The organism is Butyrivibrio sp. ob235 (assembly GCF_900109475.1).
Taxonomy (GTDB): domain Bacteria; phylum Bacillota; class Clostridia; order Lachnospirales; family Lachnospiraceae; genus Butyrivibrio.
Window position 1 is genome coordinate 171157 of record NZ_FOBE01000001.1, and the last position, 23574, is coordinate 194730.

20 protein-coding genes and 1 tRNA gene are annotated in these 23574 nt (G+C 40.1%); 20 read left to right on the forward strand and 1 reads right to left on the reverse strand.

What is annotated here, in order from left to right:
• Window position 1: 1 nt before the first annotated feature.
• The 4 genes from BMW61_RS00700 (at window position 2) to BMW61_RS00715 (ending at window position 5420) form a co-directional block, all read left to right on the forward strand.
• Window positions 2-1309, forward strand: coding sequence for an alpha-amylase family glycosyl hydrolase (locus BMW61_RS00700; RefSeq protein ID WP_091819411.1), 1308 nt, complete (start codon window positions 2-4; stop codon window positions 1307-1309).
• A 51-nt stretch (window positions 1310-1360) separates the two neighbouring features.
• On the forward strand, window positions 1361-1798 hold the full coding sequence (dut, locus tag BMW61_RS00705) for a dUTP diphosphatase (protein WP_091819623.1): 438 nt from the start codon (window positions 1361-1363) through the stop codon (window positions 1796-1798).
• A 143-nt stretch (window positions 1799-1941) separates the two neighbouring features.
• Window positions 1942-4512 carry a 1,4-alpha-glucan branching protein GlgB gene (glgB, locus tag BMW61_RS00710; protein ID WP_022759897.1) on the forward strand — a complete coding sequence of 857 codons (2571 nt, stop codon included), beginning with the start codon at window positions 1942-1944 and terminating at the stop codon, window positions 4510-4512.
• The gene (locus BMW61_RS00715; protein WP_091819412.1) at window positions 4512-5420 is read left to right on the forward strand and encodes a mechanosensitive ion channel family protein; all 909 of its coding nucleotides are present in this window, start codon (window positions 4512-4514) and stop codon (window positions 5418-5420) included. Before glgB ends, BMW61_RS00715 begins: the two co-directional genes overlap by 1 nt.
• Window positions 5421-5465: 45 nt before the next feature.
• Here BMW61_RS00715 and BMW61_RS00720 read toward each other — a convergent pair.
• Window positions 5466-5538: transfer RNA gene (locus BMW61_RS00720), tRNA-Thr, on the reverse strand.
• Between the two features lie 145 nt (window positions 5539-5683).
• Here BMW61_RS00720 and argH point away from each other — a divergent pair.
• The 16 genes from argH (at window position 5684) to BMW61_RS00800 (ending at window position 23568) form a co-directional block, all read left to right on the forward strand.
• Complete coding sequence (gene argH / locus BMW61_RS00725) at window positions 5684-7099, forward strand: argininosuccinate lyase (protein ID WP_091819413.1); 1416 nt, start codon at window positions 5684-5686, stop codon at window positions 7097-7099.
• A 47-nt stretch (window positions 7100-7146) separates the two neighbouring features.
• A complete protein-coding gene (gene asd, locus BMW61_RS00730) occupies window positions 7147-8232 on the forward strand; it encodes an aspartate-semialdehyde dehydrogenase (protein WP_022759900.1) in 1086 nt (361 codons plus the stop codon).
• Between the two features lie 40 nt (window positions 8233-8272).
• A complete protein-coding gene (locus BMW61_RS00735) occupies window positions 8273-9652 on the forward strand; it encodes an ATP-binding protein (RefSeq protein WP_091819414.1) in 1380 nt (459 codons plus the stop codon).
• On the forward strand, window positions 9645-11705 hold the full coding sequence (locus BMW61_RS00740) for a DNA topoisomerase (protein WP_091819415.1): 2061 nt from the start codon (window positions 9645-9647) through the stop codon (window positions 11703-11705). The genes BMW61_RS00735 and BMW61_RS00740 overlap by 8 nt, the downstream gene beginning before the upstream one ends.
• Before the next feature lie 66 nt (window positions 11706-11771).
• Window positions 11772-12449: an LbetaH domain-containing protein gene (locus BMW61_RS00745; RefSeq protein ID WP_091819416.1), complete on the forward strand. Its 678-nt coding sequence runs from the start codon at window positions 11772-11774 to the stop codon at window positions 12447-12449.
• 72 nt (window positions 12450-12521) lie between these two features.
• A complete protein-coding gene (locus tag BMW61_RS00750; RefSeq protein WP_049944826.1) occupies window positions 12522-12725 on the forward strand; it encodes a DUF6465 family protein in 204 nt (67 codons plus the stop codon).
• A gap of 76 nt (window positions 12726-12801) precedes the next feature.
• Window positions 12802-13656, forward strand: a complete 855-nt coding sequence (locus tag BMW61_RS00755) for an HAD-IIA family hydrolase (RefSeq protein WP_091819417.1) — start codon at window positions 12802-12804, stop codon at window positions 13654-13656.
• Between the two features lie 74 nt (window positions 13657-13730).
• Complete coding sequence (locus tag BMW61_RS00760) at window positions 13731-14414, forward strand: F0F1 ATP synthase subunit A (protein WP_442857290.1); 684 nt, start codon at window positions 13731-13733, stop codon at window positions 14412-14414.
• Window positions 14415-14473: 59 nt separating this feature from the next.
• Window positions 14474-14695, forward strand: coding sequence for an ATP synthase F0 subunit C (gene atpE, locus BMW61_RS00765; RefSeq protein ID WP_442855837.1), 222 nt, complete (start codon window positions 14474-14476; stop codon window positions 14693-14695).
• 41 nt (window positions 14696-14736) lie between these two features.
• Complete coding sequence (locus tag BMW61_RS00770; RefSeq protein WP_022759908.1) at window positions 14737-15210, forward strand: ATP synthase F0 subunit B; 474 nt, start codon at window positions 14737-14739, stop codon at window positions 15208-15210.
• 43 nt (window positions 15211-15253) lie between these two features.
• Window positions 15254-17053: a F0F1 ATP synthase subunit alpha gene (gene atpA / locus BMW61_RS00775; protein WP_091819419.1), complete on the forward strand. Its 1800-nt coding sequence runs from the start codon at window positions 15254-15256 to the stop codon at window positions 17051-17053.
• Window positions 17054-17064: 11 nt separating this feature from the next.
• Window positions 17065-18009, forward strand: a complete 945-nt coding sequence (gene atpG / locus BMW61_RS00780) for an ATP synthase F1 subunit gamma (RefSeq protein WP_026497537.1) — start codon at window positions 17065-17067, stop codon at window positions 18007-18009.
• A 15-nt stretch (window positions 18010-18024) separates the two neighbouring features.
• The gene (atpD, locus tag BMW61_RS00785; protein WP_278295352.1) at window positions 18025-19431 is read left to right on the forward strand and encodes a F0F1 ATP synthase subunit beta; all 1407 of its coding nucleotides are present in this window, start codon (window positions 18025-18027) and stop codon (window positions 19429-19431) included.
• A 19-nt stretch (window positions 19432-19450) separates the two neighbouring features.
• On the forward strand, window positions 19451-19876 hold the full coding sequence (gene atpC, locus BMW61_RS00790) for an ATP synthase F1 subunit epsilon (RefSeq protein WP_022759912.1): 426 nt from the start codon (window positions 19451-19453) through the stop codon (window positions 19874-19876).
• A gap of 12 nt (window positions 19877-19888) precedes the next feature.
• Complete coding sequence (locus BMW61_RS00795) at window positions 19889-20989, forward strand: acyltransferase family protein (RefSeq protein WP_091819420.1); 1101 nt, start codon at window positions 19889-19891, stop codon at window positions 20987-20989.
• A gap of 41 nt (window positions 20990-21030) precedes the next feature.
• Entirely contained in the window at window positions 21031-23568 is a 2538-nt protein-coding gene (locus tag BMW61_RS00800) for a homocysteine S-methyltransferase family protein (RefSeq protein ID WP_091819421.1), read from the forward strand.
• Window positions 23569-23574 lie beyond the last annotated feature (6 nt).

Below are 23574 nucleotides of genomic sequence, written 5' to 3' on the forward strand. Positions count from 1 at the left end.
TATGTGGGCTTACGAAAAAGGTTTCTATCAAATATATCCGCTTGGATTTTGCGGAGCACCTTTTGAAAATGATGGTAAATTAGAGCATAGAATTCTTAAGGTTATAGATTGGATACCGCACCTGAAAAAACTCGGAGTGGGTGCGGTACTTTTTAATCCGATTTTCGAGTCTGATACACATGGCTACAATACGAGAGACTATAAAAAGATTGATGTTAGACTCGGAACAAATGATGATTTTAAAAAAGTTAGTAAGGCTCTCCATAAAGAAGGCATAAAAGTTGTCCTGGATGGAGTTTTTAATCATGTAGGAAGAGGGTTCTTTGGCTTTGAAGATGTTCTTCAAAAGAAGTGGGACAGCTCTTATAAAGACTGGTTTCACATAAATTTTGACGGGAATGATGCCTACAATGACGGACTCTGGTATGAGGGCTGGGAAGGTAATTATGATCTTGTAAAATTAAATTTATGGAATGAGGATGTTGTTAATTACCTTCTTGATGCAGTAACAAGCTGGATAAAAGACTACGATATAGATGGACTCAGGCTTGATGTTGCATATTGTCTTGAGCAGAATTTTATTAAAAGGCTCAGAAATCATGTTCTTTCACAAAAGGAAGATTTTTATCTTGTCGGAGAGATGATCGGCGGTGATTACCATAAAGTAATGGGACCTGAGCTTTGTCACTCGGCAACCAACTATGAGTGTTACAAAGGGCTTTATTCCAGCTTTAATTCACTCAACATGTTCGAGATTGTTCATTCTTTATTAAGACAGTTTGGACCGGAAAACTGGTGTCTGTACAGAGGAGAGCACCTTTTATCCTTCGTTGATAACCATGATGTCAGCCGAATAGCAAGTACACTTACAAATGAAAAACATCTTCCGCTTATATATGCGATGATGTTTGGAATGCCGGGCATTCCTACCGTCTATTATGGATCGGAATGGGGAGCAAAAGCTCATAAATCCGAGGGAGACCCGGCACTTCGAGCCTCCTTTGATAAGCCTCAGTGGAATGAACTTACTGACGTAATTGCAAAGCTTTATAAAGCAAAAGGCGAGAGTAAAGCTTTGCAGTATGGCGACATGAAACAGCTCGTATTACAGAATAAATACTGTATAATAGAACGTGAATTTGAAGATGACAGGGTTATGATAGCTGTCAATGCGGATGAAAATTCCGTACATATAGACTGCAATTTCAGAGCAGGAAGAGCGCGTGACATGATTTCGGGGGAGGAAATCGACTTCGGAGGCGGATTGGAACTTCCGGGGTACACGGCTTATATATTAAGACCATTTTGAAAGCCTTCCCCTTGGGGGGAAGGGCGGATGAGGGGTCATAAGGAGGAGAAAATGCTGGTAAAAATCAAGAAATTAAGTGACACGGCAACTATGCCGACAAGGGGGAGCCTTGCTGCTGCAGGCTATGATCTTTATGCAAATGTAAGTGAGGATACAAAGATAGCACCTCACACAACAGCTAAAATCGGAACAGGGCTTGCTATGGAGATTCCGGACGGATACTTCGGGGGGATTTACGCAAGAAGCGGTATAGCGACAAAAGAGGGGCTTCGCCCTGCGAATTGTGTCGGAGTTGTCGATTCCGATTACCGTGGTGAGATTATCGTTGCGGTACACAATGATTCTGATACGGAAAGAACTATTACTCCTGCTGAAAGAATAGCCCAGATTATCATTCAGCCGTATCTTTCGGTAGAGTTCGAAGAAGCAGAATCACTAGCTGATTCTGAGAGAGGCGCAGGTGGATTTGGATCTACTGGGAAGAAATGATTTTATGAAGAAGGTATCATTTTATCGTGATACCTTCTTCTTTTTTATGTGAAACATATTATAAACGTGCTATAATAATTTGATGGAATTTTATAACGATTATCAGTTTATTTTCAGAAAATCATCATATATGGAGGACTTTTATGAATAATAAGCTTTATAAACTTATGAACTGGCCTGAAATCGAAGAGATTATCTATTCCGATGGCGATGATCCGCATCGTATTCTTGGTGCACACAAGGTTGGTTCCAATCTTCTTATTCAGACTTTTTACCCTATGGCTGAAGAAATTGAAGTTGTTCCGAGTACCGGAACCAAGAAATACAAGATGGAGCTTGCTGATGAAGCAGGTTTTTATGCTGCGCTTGTTCCTTATAAAGAAGGCTTCAAATACAAATATCGCATAAAGCTCGAAAATGGTGACATTAAGGAAATATATGACGCCTATAATTTTGACGGACGTATGGACCGTGAGGACTTCATAAAGTTCAATAGCGGTATGCATTACAATATCTATGAAAAATTCGGCGCGCATCTAATGGAAATAGATGGCGTAAAGGGGTGTGCTTTTGCTGTATGGGCTCCGGATGCTGCAAGAGTAAGTGTCATCGGTGATTTTAATGACTGGGACGGAAGAGTAAATCAGATGCGAAGGGTTGATCATGACGGTGTATTTGAGATATTCATTCCGGGTGCAGCAGAAGGTGACGGCTATCAGTTTGAAGTTAAAACAAAAGGCGGAGTTATCTTTAAAAGACCCGATCCCTACGGATATGCTTTCAAGGATAAGGAGAGCCAGGTTTCCAAGATAACTTCCCTTGGCGATATTAAATGGAACGACTCAGCATTTATCAAAAACAGAACAAAATTCAACAGAGACTCAGATCCTCTTTCAATCTGTGAGCTTTCTCTCGAGAGCTTTGCTGCTAAACATAAAAATCATATTCCGGATTATGAAGAACTTGCAAAAGAGATTCTTTCATATGTTCAGGATCATGGCTTTAATACGATAGAGCTTAAGCCAGTCATGGAACATATTCAGGGGCACCCATTCCATATTACCGGATTTTTCGCTATTCAGAATAAGTACGGTGATCCCGTAGGCTTTAAGAAATTCGTTAATATAATGCATGAAGCGGGCATCAGGGTAATTATGGATTTTGTTACTACATTTTTCCCGAAGCTTCAGTGCGGACTTAATTCATTTGACGGTCAGGCATTGTATGAATATCCGGATCCGAGAATGGGTGTGCATCCAAGAACAGGCGATCTGATTTTTGATTTCGGAAGAAAACAGGTTACCAATTTCCTTCTTTCAAGTGCACTATTCTGGGTTTCAACATTCCATTTGGACGGACTAAGAGTAGCTGATATAGCAAAGATTCTGTATCTCGACTATGACAGAAAGCCCGGTCAGTGGATTCCGAATATGTATGGTGGCAATGAAAATCTTGAGGCTAAGGACTTCCTCTGCAATTTTAATGCTGTATTAAAGCAGGCATATCCGGGATTACTCACGCTTACGAAAGAGACATCATGTTGGCCGAGAGTTACCGGTGAGCTTGATGATGGCGGACTTGGATTTGATTACAAGTGGAATAACGGATGGACAAAGGATTTCCTTGATTATATTCAGAATGATCCTTTATTCAGATCCGGAAATCATAACGAGCTTACATTCTCCCTTGTTTATTGCTATACAGAGAGATTTGTACTTGCGTTTACTCATGAAGAGATTGGAAAAGGTCTTGAAGGTCTTTATGATCTGATGCCTGGTGATACAGCTCAGAAAATGGCGGGAGTTCGTCTTGCAATATCTTACCTTATGACACATCCCGGTAAGAAGATGATATATATGGATCCCAATGAACTTAGCATTGATAATGCTGTTTTCCTTGAGAACATGATCCATTCGCTAAATGAGATTTATTATAGCAGACCGGCATTATATCAGATCGATACGAATGACAGCGGCTTTGAGTGGATAAACAGTATGGCTGCTGAGGAATGCATGATGTCCTTTATGAGAAAGGGCGAATCCGACAAGGATATGCTCATAATAGTTGTTAATATGGCAGGTGTCGACAGAACCTTTGAGGTCGGTGTTCCTGCTGATGGCAAATATTATGAGATATTTAATTCCGATGATACCTGCTACGGCGGTAGCGGCATGGTTAATCCCGGCAGAATAGAAGCAGACTTTAGCGAAGCAGACGGAAGACCTTATTCCATTCCGGTTAAGGTTGCATCGTCTTCACTTGCGATTTTCTCTTATACTCCTTATACAACACAGGAGAAGAAGATTAGAAAGATCCGTGAGGAAGAAGCAAATAATAAGATGCAAGAGCGCGAAAAGACCTTAAGGGAGCTCAAAAACCGTCAGGAGAAGGAAGAGGCTGAGCTTCTTAAAGAACTTCATGAGCGCTATGAAAAGGAACTTGCAGCTCAGGAGGAGGCTATCGAAAAGAAATATGAACAAATTGAAGAAGAGCGTATTTCAAGCATAGTTTCGGAAGCAGCGCTTAAATCAATTTCAGGCGGAAAGAAAACTGCTGCTAAAAAGACAGCAACTCCCAAAACTGCAGCAAAGGGACAGAAAACTGCGGCTTCGAAGTCTGCCGTAAAGAAAGCACCTGCGAAGAAGACAACACGAAAAACTTCAGGTACAAAGACTTCAAATACTAAGACTAATAAGAAGGATGACAATAAATAATGAACTTTAAGTTACCAATATTACTTGCAACTGCAACTGCTGAAAATGCTATTGAAACCATAGCTGAGGTAACAGGAAACGAAAACTTAAAACCGGGAGTTATTGAAAAATATTTTAAAGAACTCCCGGATAAAGCTTTCGCCCTTTTGGTGAAGGCTGTTATTGCAATTATAATTCTCATAATCATGTGGGAGCTGATTAAGGCGTTATCAAATGTTGTTGATAAATCCTTGAGAAAGACAAAGATAGAGGACGCTACCGCAAAATTTCTTGCCAAGGTAGTAAAGGTATCCCTTGATATAGTCCTTTTGTTTTCACTGGCATCCTATTTCGGCATGGATACAGCAAGCCTTGTTGCTCTGCTTGGTTCGGCCGGCGTTGCTATAGGTCTTGCTATTCAGGGCACTTTGTCTGATTTTGCAAGTGGAATTCTTATTCTGCTGGCAAAACCTTTCAGAGTCGGTGATTACATCGTTGTCGGCGGAACAGGAATTGAGGGCAGTGTTACAGAGATATCACTTATAAACACAAGGATGCTTACAGCTGATTACAGACGTGTTGTGATGCCAAATAAGACCCTGGCTTCATCTACCATAACCAATAATAACGGTAACACAATGCGTATTCTTGATACTATGGTTGGAATCTCTTACAACGCGGACATTGACAAAGCAAGGGCTGTTGCTATGCGAACAATGGATGCCAATGAGTTTATTTCGGATAAACTAGAAAAGAATGTATTTGTGGATGAACTCGCTGACAGCAGTGTAAACCTTCGTATAAGAGGTTGGGTGAAGCCTACAGATTATCTGAAGGCTAAATGGTCTATGAACGAGGCTATAAAAAAAGCATTTGATAAAGAGGGGGTAGAGATACCTTTCCCTCAAATGGATGTACATATGAGATAAATGAAAAAGAGAACCGGCCTATGCCGATTCTCTTTCTGAATAAAGAGCTGGAAAAGGGACTTGAACCCTCGACCTACTGATTACGAATCAGTTGCGCTACCGACTGCGCTATTCCAGCAACTTTGTGCTATCAGAAGCACAAATATGATTATAAAGGTGCATGCATTATTTGACAAGAGATTTTTACATCTTGTTTTCACTTTATTACTGTGATATGGTAAAGAGAAAATTGCGATTGTATACATGTATAAAAGGAGAAATTTATGGCTCAGCTTTGGGGAGGAAGATTTGAAGGCGAAATAAATGAACTGGCATGGAAGTTTAATGCATCGATCTATTTTGACAAACGCCTTATAAAGCAGGATATTCAGGGAAGTAAAGCACATGTAACGATGCTTGCTAAGCAGGGAATCATATCAGATGAAGAACGTGATCAAATAGTTAACGGTCTCGATGCTATTTTTGCGGATGTAGAAGCCGGAAAACTCGACATTACCGACAAATATGAAGATATACACAGCTTTCTTGAGGCAAATCTTATAGACAGAATCGGTGACGCAGGAAAGAAAATGCATACCGGAAGATCAAGAAACGATCAGGTCGCTCTTGATATGAGATTGTATATAAGAGAAGAAGTAAGAAATACCGCCAATGTCATTTATGACATGCTGGATACTCTTAATGGAATCATGAAGGATAATCTTCATACCTATATGCCCGGATTTACACACCTTCAAAAAGCGCAGCCGGTTACACTGGCCCATCATCTAGGAGCATATTTTGAGATGTTTTATCGTGACTCACAGCGCCTTATGGATGTTTTTACGAGGCTGAATTTCTGTCCTTTGGGAAGCGGCGCTCTTGCAGGAACAACTTATCCTTTAGACAGAGAGTTTACCGCGGAGCTTTTAAAGTTTACAGGACCTACCAATAACAGTATGGATTCCGTGTCGGACAGAGATTATCTGATTGAGTTTTTATCTGCGCTTTCTATGATAATGATGCATCTTTCCAGATTTTCAGAGGAAGTTATTATCTGGAACTCAAATGAGTATGGTTTTGTTACTATAGATGATGCTTATTCAACAGGAAGCAGCATCATGCCACAGAAAAAAAATCCTGATATTGCAGAGCTTGTAAGAGGCAAAACCGGAAGAGTATATGGAGCATTAAATTCGCTTCTTGTTACCATGAAAGGCATTCCACTTGCATACGATAAGGACATGCAGGAGGATAAGGAAGTAAGCTTCGATGCTATAGATACCACAAAGAGCTGCCTGATTCTTTTTACGGATATGCTTAGAACCATGAAATTCAATAAAGAGCAGATGGAAAAGAGTGCAATAAGAGGATTTACCGATGCGACCGATGCTGCCGATTATCTTGTAAATAAGGGTGTACCTTTTAGGGATGCACATGGTATTATAGGAAGAATAGTTTTACATTGTATTGATAAAAATTGCGGAATCTCAGATCTTAAGATAGAAGAACTTAAAGGCTTTGCAATGGAATTTGATGAAGATGTCTATGAAGCAATCAGTCTTAAGACCTGTGTTGAAAAAAGACTTACTGCCGGTGCTCCCGGTCCGGAAGTTATGAAGAAGTCAATTGCAAGAAACGATAAGAGACTTAATGCATACTGGACCAAAGTTAAGAGCTTTGAAACTCTTGACGCCTAATAGTTGTTAGTTATTTTTTTATTTATTTATAAGAGGAGAGTGAAAAAATGAGCGAGAAATTGAAAGTAGCAGTTCTTGGTGCAACAGGTATGGTTGGTCAGAGGTTTATTACAATCCTTGATAATCACCCTTGGTTTGAGGTTGCTGTTGTAGCAGCAAGCCCCAGAAGTGCCGGAAAAACCTATGAAGAGTCCGTAGGCGACAGATGGAAGATGGAAGTTCCCATGCCTGAGGCTGTTAAAAAGCTTGTAATTAAGGATGTTACAAATGTTCAGGAAGTAACAAAGGATGTTGATTTTGTCCTTTCTGCAGTTAATATGTCCAAAGATGAGATAAAAGCTATTGAGGAAGAGTACGCAAAGACTGAGACTCCGGTAGTTTCAAATAACAGTGCTCACAGATGGACTCCCGATGTTCCTATGATTATTCCGGAGGTTAACCCCGGTCATGCAGATGTTATTGAGTTCCAGAAGAAGAGACTCGGTACAACAAAGGGATTTATCGCTGTAAAACCCAATTGCTCCATTCAGAGTTATGCTCCCGCACTTTCAGCATGGAGAGATTTTGAGCCCTACGAAGTAGTTGCTACAACATATCAGGCAATTTCGGGTGCAGGTAAGAATTTCAAGGAGTGGCCTGAAATGGAGGGCAATATCATTCCGTTTATCTCAGGCGAGGAAGAAAAGAGCGAAAAAGAGCCTTTAAGAATTTGGGGTAAGATTGAAAATGGCGTGATTGTTCCTGCAGAAAGCCCGATTATTACATGTCAGTGTATAAGAGTTCCAGTTTTGTATGGACATACGGCCGCAGCTTTTGTAAAATTTAAGAAGAAAGCTACAAAAGATGAACTTATTAATTGTCTTGTGAATTTTAAGGGTAAGCCTCAGGAGCTTGGTCTTCCCAGTGCACCTAAGCAGTTTATCCAGTATCTTGAGGAGGATAATCGTCCCCAGATAGCTCTTGATGTAAATTACGAGGGTGGCATGGGTGTAAGCATCGGCAGACTCCGCGAGGATACAGTTTACGACTGGAAGTTCGTCGGCCTTTCACATAATACACTTAGAGGAGCTGCTGGCGGCGCTGTAGAGTGTGCAGAACTCCTTAAGGCACTTGGATACATCAGCAAGAAGTAACTTAACATTATAGTCGTCTATCTAAGATAAGGAAAATTGTATGGAAAAAACAAAGAGTCTGGAATTGCAGGAACTAAATGGTTATTACAACAGTGGGGCCAATCAGATAGTTATTGTTTATGGACATGTTAGTACAGGCAGTGAAACTGTTATCACAGAGTTTGCGAAGGACAAAGACGCCATCTATTATTGCGCAGCTCCTGCTTCAGAGAGACTTCAGCAGAACATAATAGGTCAGCGTATACGCAATAAGGGATATGACATTTCTGAGTATCCATCTTACAAGGAAATATTTGAAGTGGCTAAAAAGATGGCTAATGATAGGGAAAAGCCTTTTGTTCTTATTATTGACCGCTTTGAGGACATCATAAAAGCATCTCCTGATTTCATTGAAGAGATAAGTACGATTGTCTACGGAGAAGGACATCCCCAGATGATGATTGTTCTTTTGGGATCCAATGCCGCATGGATTGAGAATTCAATGGTTAATAAAATCGGTGCTCAGGCTGCCAATATTTCAGGCTTCCTCAAGATAAAACCCTATTCCTTCCAGGAAATGAAAAAGAGAATGCCTAATATGACTAATCAGGATATCATTTCCACGTATGCTATTTTCGGAGGAAAGGGTCAACTATGGCAATACTTTGACCAAAATAAGACCTTTAAAGAGAATGTATGCGAGAAATTTCTTGATGTTAAAAATAGTGTGCTACTTAAAGCAACAATAAATCAGCTTGAAGAAAACCTTCGTGAAACTGCTGTATATAATACTATTCTTTACGGACTGGCCAATGGCAAGAATAAGCTTAATGATATACATCATGCAACGGGATTTTCCAGAGCTAAGATAATGGTATATTTAAAGAGTCTTATTGAGCTTGGCATGGTTGAAAAGGTATATTCCTTTGCAACTACGGGGCATGAGAATGTGCAGAAGGGTGTATATAGAATTTGCGATCCGCTTCCACACTTTTTCTACAGATTCTTTTATTCTCATTTAAGTGAAATAGTTGGATTAAATGCAGAAGATTTTTATGATACATACATAGCTCCCGGTTTAGGAGAGTTCGTTTCTACAGCTTATAAACTCATATGCAGAGAGTATGTTTGTAAACTCTCAGAGTATCATAAGCTTCCCTTTGAGATTGAAGATGAGGGTGAATGGGTTGGCAAGATTGATTCGCTTGATATCGTAGCTCAAAGTGAATCAGGTGATACACTTGTTGGAATCTGCAAATGGGATTCTAAGATGGATGCTTCTTCGATAGACGATATACGAAGCTGCTGCAAGAGAGCAAGGCTTAATCCTGATTACTATTATTTGTTCTCAGCTGTTGGTTTTGATGAAGGTCTGGTCAACCTTGCAAAAGAAGAGCCTTCCATCAAACTTATTGGATTGGAAGAAATGATGAATGACTAAAAGCGTTTTTATTGCCGAAAAGCCCAGTGTTGCAAGGGCTTTCGGCGCTGCTCTAAAATATAATTTTTCTAATAAAGACGGATATATGGAATCCGAAGAAGCCATCGTCACCTGGTGTGTAGGACACCTGGTGACGATGAGTTATCCTGAGGTGTATGATGAGAAAATGGCTAAGTGGTCTCTCAATACTATTCCATTTATTCCGTCTCAATTTAAGTACGAAATTATTCCACAGAGTGCGAAGCAGTTTAATATAGTCAAGGGACTGCTAAACCGAGAGGATGTGGATAAAATATATATATGTACCGACTCCGGACGTGAGGGTGAATATATCTACAGACTGGTTGATCAGGAAGCTCATGTTACAGGAAAGATCAAAAAACGTGTCTGGATCGATTCACAGACTGAAGAAGAAATTCTTAGAGGGATACGAGAAGCAAAGGATGACAGCGAATATGACAACATAGGTGCTGCTGCCTATCTTCGTGCAAAAGAGGATTACCTCATGGGAATCAATTTCTCCAGGGCGTTAACTCTCAGATACGGTTATTCCATAAGACAATTCCTCGGACTTGATAAATGTGTTGTTGCCGTAGGACGTGTTATGACCTGCGTACTAGGGATTGTTGTTGACAGAGAGCGTGAGATAAGAAACTTTGTAAAAACACCGTTTTACAGAGTTATTGGTGACTTTTCTGTTGATGATAAGGTTATATCCGCAGAATGGAGAGTTACTGAGAAAAGTAAATATAACGGATCCTTTGATCTCTACAGCGAAAAAGGCTTTAAGGAAGAAAAGGGCGCTAAGGCTCTGATTGAATCCCTTGGGCAGCTTCCGGTGAATGCAAAGCTCACCAAAATGGAAAAGAAGAAGGAAACTAAGAACGCTCCTCTTTTATATAACCTTGCCGAGCTGCAAAATGACTGTTCAAAGTTTTTCAAGATTGATCCTAATCAGACCCTTGCAATAGCGCAAGAGCTTTATGAGAAAAAACTTACAACTTATCCCAGAACGGATGCCAGAGTTTTGAGCACTGCTATAGCTAAGGAAATTGATAAGAATATAAGAGGTCTTACTTCTTATGAACCTGCCGCAATTTTTGCTAAAGCAATTCTCCAACATGAATCCTATAAGGGCATTGCAAAAACAAGGTATGTTAATGATAAGGCTATTACCGATCACTATGCCATCATTCCTACAGGGCAGGGACTTTCAGCAATAAGTTCACTTAGTTCCACTGCGGCAAAGGTCTATGAGATAATTGTCAGAAGGTTTCTTGCTGTATTTTATCCCGCTGCCCAGTACTCGAAGATAAAGCTTGAGCTTGCGGTAGATACAAGCGAAAACTATACTGAAACCTTTTTTGCAGGTTTCAAATTACTTGCATCCAAAGGTTATTTACATGTTATGGATTACTCATTTTTCAAGAAGAAGGATGAGAAGGAATCAGAGGATAAGACTGATAACGATGCTGAGGATTCTGCAGCGGATGAGGGACTTTTCGAAGCTCTTTCCAAGCTGAAAAAAGGTGATACGCTTGAACTAAAACAGGCATCAATAAAAGAGGGGGAAACCACGCCGCCCAAGAGATATAATTCAGGTACGCTTATTCTTACGATGGAAAATGCCGGTCAGTTTATTGAAGATGAGGAACTTAGATCCCAGATAAAGGGATCAGGAATCGGAACAAGTGCTACAAGAGCCGGAATTCTTGAAAAGCTTGTTAAGAATAAGTATCTTGAACTTAATAAAAAGACTCAGATAATCACACCAACTCAAATGGGTGAGATGATATATGATACGGTTTATGTATCAATGAAGCCTATGCTCAATCCCTCACTTACAGCAAGCTGGGAGAAGGGGCTCACACAGGTCGAGCAGGGTGAGATATCAGAAGATGAATACATGAAGAAGCTTTCAGATTTCATAACAAGACGCACTAACTACGTCAAAGAAAACGATATGAGATCGCATATGCAGCAATTCTTTGTGAACTCAGCACAGTACTATAAAAAGGTACAGAAAAAGAAAAATACAAGTAAAAAGATATAAATAATAAGCCTTCCCCTAGGGGGGAAGGTGGCACGAAGTGCCGGATGAGGGGAAGGAAAGGAAAAAATGAAAGAATACTCAATCGAAAACTTATATGATTTAAACGAGACTATAGCGGCAGACATATTTAAGAATGTCACATACCCTTGGGAGGTACTTCCGAAGATAAAAGATTTTATTATCGAACTTGGAAGTACACTTCCTTCAGAGAAATTTGAAAAAAGAGGAGATAATGTATGGGTTGCAAAAAACGCAAAGTTTTTATCCGATAATGTCTATATTGCAGGCCCCTGCATTATTGACGAGGAGGCTGAGATTCGTCCCGGTGCTTTCATAAGAGGAAACGCCATTGTAGGGAAAGGAGCTGTAGTAGGTAATTCCACAGAACTAAAAAATGTAATCCTTTTCAACAAGGTTCAGGTTCCTCATTATAACTACGTTGGCGATTCTATACTTGGATATAAATCGCATATGGGTGCAGGCTCAATAACATCAAATGTTAAATCCGATAAGAAGCTGGTTGTAATCAAGAACGGTAAGGATGATACGGTGGAGACCGGTCTTAAAAAGGTAGGAGCAATGCTTGGTGATAATGTTGAGGTCGGCTGCGGAAGTATTCTTAATCCCGGCACAGTAGTAGGAAGAGAAAGTAATATTTATCCTCTTTCTTCCGTTCGTGGTTGTGTTCCCGCAAAACATATCTATAAAGATAAGGATAATGTTGTATTAAAGACTAACGAATAATTGACTACAAACCGTTTACGGTATTATAATCAAGAAAGTTTATGATAAATTTTTGCGAGGAGGGAAATGAAAATGGCACAGATTAAGACTAAGATCGAGCTTCAGTATGCTGACAAGAGTATCTCTTCAGAGGATCTTATCGAGAGAGCTAAGGCTGCATATGAGGCAGAATATGGTGTGAAGGGTGCTAAGAATCTTGAGCTTTACGTTAAGCCTGAAGAAAATAAGGCTTATTATGTAGTAAATAACAAGATGACAGGTAGCATCGATCTTTAATTTTATGGTAGCAAAGGCCTCAGGTTTAACCTGGGGCTTTTTGTATGCTGCTTGGTACAAAAAGGAATAAGAACTTATGAACAAAGAACTATCATTAGAACAAGACTTTGAAAAATTATGCAATTGTCAATTGTTTCTTCTTGATATGGACGGAACTTTATACCTTGGTGATGAAGTGTTTGATGGAGCGATTGACTTTATTCTTACGCTTGAAAAGCTTGGGAAGAAATATATATATCTTACAAATAATTCATCACGCGCCGGAATAGATTATGTAGATCGTCTGAAAAAACTTGGTTTTCCCTGTGAGATGGAAAATGTTTATACTTCGGGTATGGCTACGGCAGAGTACCTTAAAAAAAATTACGGCAACAGAGATATCTATGTTGTAGGAACCCGTACATTTTACAATGAACTTAAAAATGCCGGATTAAATGTTTTTAATGCCACGGATTACGACAGCTCCGATTATGGAGATGTTTCTCCTGTGGTGTGTGTCGGCTTTGATACTGAACTCGTATATAGAGATCTGGATCTGGCAGTTCATTTTTTGCGAAAAGGATCTGAATTTATAGCTGCGAATCCTGATTGGGTATGTCCTATGCCTGCCGGAGAGGTACTTCCTGACTGCGGAAGTATATGTGCACTGCTCACAGCTTCCAGTGGCTCTGAACCTACATATATTGGGAAACCAAACCGTAATATGGTAGATATCATTTCTGCTATGACAAATATTGACAATGCAAAAATCTGCTGCGTTGGAGACAGACTTTATACCGATATTGCCGTTGCTCAAAATGCCGGTTCTGTTTCGGTTTGTGTGCTTTCGGGTGAATGTAATGAAGCAGAAATAGCCGATATGGATAAAAAGCCTGATTACGTGATTGATAATGTAGCAGAACTTGCGGATATACTTTTTTCTCATTGTTAAAAATGCTGCCTGGAAGTATAATAATAATTGTGTATGAAATTTGCTAAATTGTTTTTTGGAGATTATTTATGGATATTGGTGGACTTTTAAATGAGCTGTTACTAGAGGACAAGGTGATGATTCACTTTGACTTTATGAACGGCTTTTTTGATATCAATAAGTCTGTAGTTGTCACGTGGGGAGTGATGGCAGTTCTGACTTTATTCCTTCTATGGCTTACCAGTGGTATGAAGGTTCATAATATTAGTACGAAGCAGCTTGTTGCTGAGGCTATAGTTGACGGCCTTCGTGGTATAACCGGAGGAATGCTTGGTGAAGAGGGCATCGCATACAGAGATTATATGGCGGTGGTTCTGGTTTTTATAGGAGCATCCAACCTGGTCGGACTATTTGGGCTGACTCCCGCGACAATGGATTTGAATGTAACCATGGCACTGGCGCTAATGAGTATAGTACTGGTCGAAGGAGCCGGAATACACCACAAAGGTGTAAGGGGATGGCTTAAATCATTTACAGCTCCTTTGTGGCTGATAACTCCAATAAATATTCTTGAGATTGCGATTAAACCGTTGTCATTATGTATGCGACTTTTCGGAAATATTATCGGAGCAACCGTTATTATGGAGCTTCTTAAGATGGCAGTTCCGATAATTGTGCCTGCAGCTTTCAGTATTTATTTTGATATCTTTGACGGACTTATTCAGGCATATGTATTTGTTTTCCTTTCGTCTCTATATATCAAAGAGGCTATTGAATAAAGAAATTATATCTTTTAATGGATAAAATGCATTTAAAAGAAAAATAAAAAACGGAGGTTATGATTATGGATTTAACAGCACTTGGCGCAGCTATTGCAGCATTTACGGGAATTGGAGCAGGTATCGGTATCGGTATAGCAACAGCAAAGGCAGTTGATGCGGTTGCTCGTCAGCCCGAGGCAGATGGTAAGATCATGAAACTTTTAATCCTTGGATGTGCGCTTGCAGAGGCTACTGCTATTTATGGCTTCGTAGTAGCTATCATGATTAAGTTTGCCTGATTGTTTTGGGAGGATATTAAGCAGTGTTAAATATCAGCATAATGGGTATTGTTTATACGGTGGTAAATTTATTACTCCTATATATAATATTCAGATTATTTTTATTTAAAAGAGTTGATGCTGTTTTGCAGAAAAGACGAGAAGAAATTGAACATGCAAAGGATTCCGCATCAAAAATGGAACAAGAGGCAGAAGAGCTTAAGGAAAGCTATGCCAAAAAGCTTCAGGAAGCCGGCAAAGAATGCGAGGAGCTTGTCGCACAGTCCAAGAAAGATGGATATGATGAGTATGATCGCATTATTAATGATGCCAAAGCAAAGGCTGAACAGATTATAGTTGAGGCTAAGCACAACGCTCAGATCGAAGCACAGCGCGAGAAAGATGCTTATGTATCAGAGCTGACCGATCTGGTTGTTCATGCAGCAAATAAGATTGCTGTTTCCAAGCATGACGAAGAGTCAGATAAAGAGCTTTACAACAAATTTATTTTTGAGGCTATTGAGAAAAGCGAATAATATACCTCGTTCATTAAATAATTAATAGAAGAGGATCATTTATATGATAAATGAAAACAAAGCAAGGCTTCGTTATTCTTCAGTTCCGCCCTTGGATCATCAGGCGGAGCAGATAAAGAAGGCTCTTGCAAAAAAGTTTAACAGACCTGATCTTGAGCTTGAGATAATTCATGATCCAAAGGTTAACGGTGGATTTATCGTTAATTATGGGAATTTTGAGTATGACTGGAGTGACGAAGGTCGTACAAGACAGCTCAAAGAACTTATAGAGCTAACAAAAAAACGCCAGAATACCAGTGCTGAGAACCTTGTTTCAATTATAAGAGACAGGGTTAACAGTTTTGATCTTAAGGCAGAAGGAAAAGAAGTCGGTAGAACCATCTGGGTTGGAGATGGTATTGCCAATGTTGTTGGCATTGATCATGCTTTTTACGGAGAAATTGTCCGCTTTGAGGATGGAACCAAGGGTATGGTTCAGGATATAAGAGATGACCATATCGGAGTTATTCTGTTTGGAGGAGACGAAGGAATCCGTCAGGGAAGCAGATGTGTCAGAACCTATAAGCAGGCAGGTATTCCCGTAGGCGAGGCCTTTATAGGAAGAGTTATCGATGCTCTGGGCAATCCTATCGATGGCGGAGAAGAGATAAAGACAGAAGTTTACAGGCCTGTCGAAGAACCTGCTCCCGGTATTGTTGAGAGACGTTCTGTTAATGAACCTATGGAAACCGGAATCCTTTCAATTGATACTATGTTCCCCATCGGAAGAGGACAGCGTGAGCTTATTATTGGTGACAGACAAACCGGTAAGACATCTATTGCTATGGATGCAATCCTCAATCAGAAAGGAAAGGATGTAATCTGCGTTTACGTTGCTATCGGACAGAAGGCAAGTACCATTGCTAAGCTGATAAACACATTAAAAGAAGCAGGTGCAATGGAGTATTCAATTATTGTAGCTTCAACGGCTGCAGACAGTGCACCGCTTCAGTATATTGCTCCTTATGCCGGAACTGCTATGGCAGAGTATTTCATGCTTATGGGTAAGGATGTACTTATCGTATATGATGACCTGTCTAAGCATGCGGTAGCTTACAGAGCGTTGTCACTGCTTCTTGAAAGATCCCCCGGACGAGAAGCCTATCCCGGAGATGTATTCTATCTTCATTCAAGACTTCTTGAGAGATCGAGCAAGCTTTCCAGCGAACTTGGCGGCGGCTCGATTACAGCACTTCCGATTATAGAAACACAGGCAGGCGATGTTTCTGCTTATATTCCTACAAACGTTATATCCATCACTGATGGTCAGATTTTCCTTGAATCGGATCTATTCTTCGAGGGCATGAGACCTGCGGTAAATGTCGGACTTTCCGTTTCCCGTGTAGGTAGTGCTGCGCAGACCAAAGCTATGAAGAAGGCTGCGGGTAGTATACGTATTGACCTTGCTCAGTACAGAGAGATGGCTGTATTTACGCAGTTTGCTTCGGATCTTGATGAGACTACAAAGGATCAGCTCAGACATGGAAGCGTACTGATGGAGCTGTTAAAACAGCCCCTCGGAAGACCGTATTCAATGCATGAACAGGTAATCCTTCTTGTATGCGCAAATGGCAAAAAGATGGATTTTGTTCCGGTTAATCAGGTAAGAGAATATAAAGATAAGCTTTTGAAATACTTCGAAGAAAACAGAAAGGACATTATCGAGGATATCGATAAGTCTCAGGATCTTTCTGATCTTACGAAGAAGGAAATACTTGAAGCAGCTGATGAATTTGAAAAGCAAAACAACGAGATATTAAAAGAAGAACTTAAAAAGAAGAGAAAGAAATTTACTCTTGATTAAGGTGATTTTCAGTGGCAAACATAAAAGAAATTCGCGATAGAATCGGTAGTATTCGCGACACAATGAAAATTACAAATGCGATGTATATGATATCCTCAAATAAGCTGAGAAAAGCAAAGAAACAGCTTACGGATACAGAGCCTTATTTCTATGCGCTGCAGGCTATGATAGCGAGAGTTTCAAGGCATATTCCGGATGATGTTGAGGATATTTTCTTAAAGACCACAGATGATATTCCCTTTGAAGCAAGAGCTAAAGGGTATCTGGTGCTTACCTCCGATAAAGGTCTTGCAGGTGCTTTTAACCACAATGTTGTTAAAGCGGCAGAGGAGCATATAAGAAATAACAATAAGCTTTTGAACTATAAACTATATGTTGTTGGTGAGTTTGGAAGGCATTATTTTACAAGTCTTGGTCTTAAGATAGAGGAGAATTTCCGATATACTGCGCAAAATCCCAATATGGACAGATCCAGGGATATTACATCCATAATTCTTGATGATTATGCAAATGGCACTATTGATGAGGTATACGTAGTTTTTACTTCAATGAAGAATTCTATAACCAGTGAGGTTAAACTTGAAAAAATTCTTCCGTTGGATATCATCGAAAACGCCCGCAATCGCTACAGAATTATCGATGCCTACAATGAGGAATTCATTTTCGATCCGAGTCCGAAAGCTATTATTGATAATATTGTTCCAAACTTTATAAACGGATTTATTTATGGTGCTTTGGTTGAAACTTTTTGTTCGGAGCAAAACGCCAGAATGATGGCAATGGATAATGCAAATAAAAATGCTACTTCCATGATAGGAGAACTGACAAAGCAGTACAACAGGCAGCGACAGGCTGCGATAACTCAGGAAATAACGGAAGTTGCAAGTGGTGCCAAAGCGTTAAAGAGAGCCAAAGCAGCTAAAGAAGCTAAACTAAGAAAACAATCTTCAAGATAATAAGAGGACAGATTAGTGAGTAGTGAAGGAAAAATCCTGCAGGTTATGGGACCTGTAGTGGATGTATTATTTGAAAACGGAAGTCTTCCGTACATAAGTGATGCTCTTAAAGTTAAGGTCGGTGATAAAAAGGGTGTCATGGAGGTTGCACAGCACATCGGTGATAATGTTGTAAGGTGCATCATGCTTACTGCCAGTGAGGGGCTTGCAAAAGACATGCCTGTATATCAGACAGGTGGTTCCATCAGTGTTCCTGTCGGAAGAAAGAACCTTGGAAGATTATTCAATGTTCTTGGCGATACAATTGACGGCGGTCCTACTCTTGAAAGTGAAAAACACTGGTCAATTCACAGAGAGCCTCCAAAGCTTGAGGATATGAGCCCTGTAGCAGAAATACTTGAAACAGGTATCAAGGTAATAGATCTTCTTGCACCATACGCAAAGGGCGGTAAAATCGGTCTTTTCGGAGGTGCCGGTGTAGGAAAAACAGTTCTTATTCAGGAACTTATCCAGAACATTGCCACCGAGCATGGAGGATATTCCATATTTACAGGTGTAGGAGAGCGTTCCCGTGAGGGTAACGACCTTTGGACTGAAATGAAGGAGTCCGGTGTTATTGAAAAAACGGCACTTGTTTTCGGACAGATGAACGAGCCTCCGGGAGCACGTATGCGTGTTGCCGAGACAGGACTTACAATGGCTGAATATTTCAGAGACAGAGAAAGACAGGACGTTCTTCTTTTCATAGATAATATTTTCAGATTTGTCCAGGCGGGATCAGAGGTTTCTTCACTTCTCGGCCGTATGCCTTCAGCGGTTGGCTATCAGCCCACGCTAGCAACTGACCTTGGACAATTGCAGGAGAGAATCGCATCCACTAAAAGCGGTTCCGTTACTTCAGTTCAGGCTGTCTATGTTCCTGCTGATGACTTGACGGATCCTGCTCCCGCAACTACCTTTGCGCATCTTGATGCAACAACAGTTTTATCAAGAAAGATTGTTGAACAGGGTATTTATCCCGCCGTAGATCCGCTTGAATCCAGCAGCCGTATCCTTGAAGAGGATGTTGTCGGAAAAGAACACTATATGGTTGCTACCAAAGTTCAGGAGATGCTTCAGAAATATAAGGAACTTCAGGATATTATCGCAATTCTCGGTATGGATGAGCTTGGAGAAGAGGATAAGCTCACTGTTTATCGTGCACGTAAGATCCAGCGATTTTTATCACAGCCTTTCCATGTTGCCGAGACTTTCACCGGTGTAAAGGGTGTTTATGTTCCTCTTAAAGAGACCATTAAAGGCTTCAAGATGATTATTGAAGGAAAGATGGACCAGTATCCAGAGGTTGCATTCTTCAATGTGGGCACAATTGATGAAGTAATTGCCAAAGCAAAGACGCTTGAAGGTAACAGTGCCGAATAAACCGGAGGAATGATTTGATTTGAAAGCTGATAGAAAGACCTTTCGTTTACAGGTCATGTCAATAAACGGAATATTTTTTGATGACAGAGCCAGCGAAATTATTCTTCCCTGCATAGATGGAGAATATGCCATTTTACCTGAACATGAGGAACTTGTTTTGGCCATATATAACGGTAAGATGACCATCAGGGATGCAATCGGGGATAAGATTGAGGCAATAGTAGGCGTTGGTTCTGCGCAGATTGCAAATAACAGAGTTATTGTTCTTGTCGATACTGTAGAAAAGCCGGAGGATATCGACAGAGTAAGAGCTCAAAGGGCTCTTGAGAGAGCAGAGGAAGAGATGCGACAGAAAAACTCTATCAAAGAGTATTACACTGCCCAGGCCGCTATGGCAAGAGCTCTCAGCAGACTGAAGCATTCTTCTGATTACGGAATTGATTAAAGGAGATACGATTTGTATAAAGCTGACAGAAATGCAGAAAATTATACATTTGACAATATAAAAGCTGCAGCTTGTATTTTTGTAATTCTTATACACTGTAAGTTCCCCGGCGTTGCCGGAGACTTATTTGAAGCATTGGCTCGTTTTGGCGTGCCAATGTTTTTTGCTATTTCCGGGTATTACCTTCTTAAAGATGATGATAGTACCGGTGGTATTCGCAAAAATATGGCACGAAAATTAAAGAAGACCTCCATAGTTACTTTAAAGATATGGCTCATTTATACAGTTTATTCTTTTCTTTATGCCATTACTGTAAATTACGGAATAAAGGAGTGGGTCAACGAGAAATTTAACCTGTTTGAATTTTCAAGATTATTACTTTTTAACTCAGGCAAATTTATCTATGACTTCACCTATGCTTTTGACCATTTATGGTATTTATTTGCTCTTATATATGTATATCTGCTTGTTTTTATTTTTGCGCCGATTTTAAAAAAGGGGGCAAAACCGATTTCGATTTTACTTTTAGGATTACTGTTTTTCGGTGAACTTTTGAAGATATATTATCCGATCAGACCGTTCGGAATCAGTGTATCGGTTTGGTATGTGATAAGGAATTGGCTTTTTGTAGGTGTTCCCTTCACATTACTCGGATATTGGATGCATGAGGATAAAGCTGCATCTCTTATTAAAAGGCCGCATACGCTCGGAATGCTTCTTGTTATTACCGGTGTGTTTTTTACTTTCTTTGAATATAAAAAGTGGGGCCAGACAGAAGTATACTTTGGGTCTCTTTTGATTGTTGTTGGCCTTTTATTATTCGGAGACAGCGATAATGAGGATGCGGAATTAATAACGGAGAAGCAAAGTATATTATCGAAACAACTTTCTTTTATCGGTAAAAATCTCTCAGCTAATATATATTTTTTCCATGTTATGGTGATTTCTTTTTTGGGCTGGTGTGTAGACAGGATAAATCCTGATTTCTACGGTAGTCTGGTATTTATGACTTTAAGGCCTATAATAGTAATAACCATTACAATATTAATCTCGTACTGTTTTTATGTGGTTAAATTAATCACTACTAAAAACAATAATAATTTGAGAAAATAACATCTATGTGCGCAAAGCACAAGTAAAAATGCGGAGTAAGTATGAAAAGAGACGAATTTATTTCATTTATTCAAAATAAAAAGATTGCATTCCTTGACGGAGCTACAGGAACGAATCTCATGAAGGAAGGACTTCCTGCAGGAGCATGTACCGAGGAATGGATTCTCGAAAATCCCGAAGTTATAAAAAAATTGCAAAAAAGCTATGTTGAAGCCGGAAGCGATATTATTTACGCACCGACATTTACCGGCAACAGAATAAAGCTTAAAAATTTTGGCCTTGAAGACAGAATTGAAGAAATTAATACAAGGCTTGTAGAACTTGCAAAAGAAAGTGCCGAGGGGAAAGCGCTTATTGCAGGCGATATAACCATGACCGGTCGCCAGCTTAAACCCATGGGCGATCTCGATTTTGAAGAACTAATTGAAGTTTATAAGGAACAGATAACAATTCTTTGCAAGGCCGGAATAGATGTTCTTGTTGTGGAAACCATGATGAGCCTTCAGGAATGCAGAGCTGCCCTTATAGCCGCAAAGGAAGTATCGGATATTGCGGTTATGGTTACGCTTACCTTTGAGGGTGATGGAAGAACTCTCTTTGGTACAGATGCCAAAACTGCTGCAATAGTAATGGAATCACTTGGCGCCGCTGCTGTTGGAGCAAATTGCGGTACAGGCCCCGATAATATGGTTGAGCTTATTGCAGATATGGCATCGGTTACGACAATTCCGATAATAGCAAAGCCCAATGCAGGACTTCCGGTCGTAACAGAAGATGGCACTACTGAATATGATATGGAATGCAGCGTATTTGTGCCTGAAATGGAAAAGCTAATAAAAGCCGGAGCAACTATTATTGGTGGATGCTGTGGAACTAGCCCCGAATATATCAAAGGTATTCATGAGAAATACCATAATTATGAACTCTCAGATAAGGTTATCAGAAAAACTGCCGGTGTGAGATATCTTACAAGTGAACGTTCATCCATAGCTTTCGGCATGGATGATCCTTTCATGATCGTCGGTGAGAGAATTAATCCGACAGGTAAAAAGAAACTGCAGGCCGAACTTCGCGAAGGAAATCTCAATATGGTCTGTGATTTTGTCTCACAGCAGGAAGAAGATGGTGCTTCAATCCTTGATGTTAATGTGGGCATGAGCGGTATAGATGAGAAGCAGATGATGAGTGATGTTCTTGAAGAGATTATTCCGCTTACATCACTTCCTCTTTGCATTGATACCAGCGATGAAGCCACTATGGAGATGGCACTCAGGAAGTATCCAGGCAGAGCTCTTATAAATTCTATATCTTTGGAAAAAGATAAAGCTGAAAGATTTTTACCTCTTGCTAAAAAATACGGAGCAATGTTTATAGCACTTCCGGTAGGCCCTAAAGGTCTTCCGAAAGATTTGGAAGAAAAGCATGAATTTATTGAGGCGCTTTGTGATAAAGCCTATAATGCTGGCTTATCTAAGGAAGATATTGTTGTTGACGGACTTGTAGCAACTATCGGAGCCAATCCAAATGCAGCTCTTGAGACACTTGCTACCATAAGCTACTGTAAAGAAAGAAATCTCGCAACAATATGCGGCCTTTCAAATATTTCCTTCGGCCTTCCGCAGAGAGCTTTCATAAATACTGCATTTTTAACTATGGCTATAGCTAATGGCCTTACAATGGCTATTTGCAACCCTTCACAGGAACTTCTTGTAAACAGCGCTTTTGCTTCCGATCTGTTAAGACATAAGGAAGAAGCAGATATTCGCTATATTGAGAGGATGAATCGCTACGACGGAATGAATGTTGCCGTGACCTGTGTTCCGAAGGGACAGGCTGTGCAGACAGCTGCAGCGCAGAGTACCGGTAAGGATTCTGCATCTGCAACAAATGCCGGATCAAACAATAATGAAAGCGCAGATGATCCTGTAACATCATTTAAAAAACTCATTAAAAATGATGTTATGAAGGGCAGTAAGAGGACAATAGAAAAGGACACCAAGGAAGCTGTAAATGCAGGCTGTAATCCCAAAGAACTATTAAACGAAGTTCTTATGCCTGCAATAAATGAAGTTGGTGAGCTTTTCGATAAAGGAAAATACTTCCTTCCACAGCTGATTGCCAGTGCGGAAGCTATGAAGCTTAGCATAGGCGTTCTGGAACCTCTTCTTAAAGAAGCAGAGGGCGAAGATTCAAAGGCTAAGGAAACAATAGTTATTGCAACCGTGCATGGTGATATCCACGATATCGGAAAAAATCTTGTTGCTCTGATGCTTAAGAATCATGGTTTTAATGTTATCGATCTTGGAAAGGACGTTCCAAGCGAAAAGATAGTGGATACTGCAATTACTGAAAAAGCAGGTATTATTGCGCTTTCTGCTCTAATGACAACAACCATGCAGGAAATGAAGAATGTTGTTAAGCTTGCCGGTGAGAAAAATTGTAAAGCAAAGATAATCATAGGCGGGGCAGTGGTTACAGAGGATTACGCTTGGGAAATAGGAGCTGACGGTTATTCCTCCGATGCTGCCAGTGCAGTCAAAGTGGTTAAGAATATACTCAGCGAAGCCGAAAAGAAGTAAACGCTT

Excerpts from the sequence above, each read along its gene's own strand:
- BMW61_RS00750 (WP_049944826.1), top strand. The coding sequence starts at position 12,522 with ATGGCACAGATTAAGACTAAGATCGAGCTTCAGTATGCTGACAAGAGT.
- asd (WP_022759900.1), top strand. The coding sequence starts at position 7,147 with ATGAGCGAGAAATTGAAAGTAGCAGTTCTTGGTGCAACAGGTATGGTT.
- dut (WP_091819623.1), top strand. The coding sequence starts at position 1,361 with ATGCTGGTAAAAATCAAGAAATTAAGTGACACGGCAACTATGCCGACA.
- atpA (WP_091819419.1), top strand. The coding sequence starts at position 15,254 with ATGATAAATGAAAACAAAGCAAGGCTTCGTTATTCTTCAGTTCCGCCC.
- argH (WP_091819413.1), top strand. The coding sequence starts at position 5,684 with ATGGCTCAGCTTTGGGGAGGAAGATTTGAAGGCGAAATAAATGAACTG.
- BMW61_RS00770 (WP_022759908.1), top strand. The coding sequence starts at position 14,737 with ATGGGTATTGTTTATACGGTGGTAAATTTATTACTCCTATATATAATA.
- BMW61_RS00700 (WP_091819411.1), top strand. The coding sequence starts at position 2 with ATGTGGGCTTACGAAAAAGGTTTCTATCAAATATATCCGCTTGGATTT.
- glgB (WP_022759897.1), top strand. The coding sequence starts at position 1,942 with ATGAATAATAAGCTTTATAAACTTATGAACTGGCCTGAAATCGAAGAG.
- BMW61_RS00715 (WP_091819412.1), top strand. The coding sequence starts at position 4,512 with ATGAACTTTAAGTTACCAATATTACTTGCAACTGCAACTGCTGAAAAT.
- BMW61_RS00740 (WP_091819415.1), top strand. The coding sequence starts at position 9,645 with ATGACTAAAAGCGTTTTTATTGCCGAAAAGCCCAGTGTTGCAAGGGCT.
- atpE (WP_442855837.1), top strand. The coding sequence starts at position 14,474 with ATGATTATGGATTTAACAGCACTTGGCGCAGCTATTGCAGCATTTACG.
- BMW61_RS00800 (WP_091819421.1), top strand. The coding sequence starts at position 21,031 with ATGAAAAGAGACGAATTTATTTCATTTATTCAAAATAAAAAGATTGCA.
- BMW61_RS00755 (WP_091819417.1), top strand. The coding sequence starts at position 12,802 with ATGAACAAAGAACTATCATTAGAACAAGACTTTGAAAAATTATGCAAT.
- BMW61_RS00735 (WP_091819414.1), top strand. The coding sequence starts at position 8,273 with ATGGAAAAAACAAAGAGTCTGGAATTGCAGGAACTAAATGGTTATTAC.
- BMW61_RS00745 (WP_091819416.1), top strand. The coding sequence starts at position 11,772 with ATGAAAGAATACTCAATCGAAAACTTATATGATTTAAACGAGACTATA.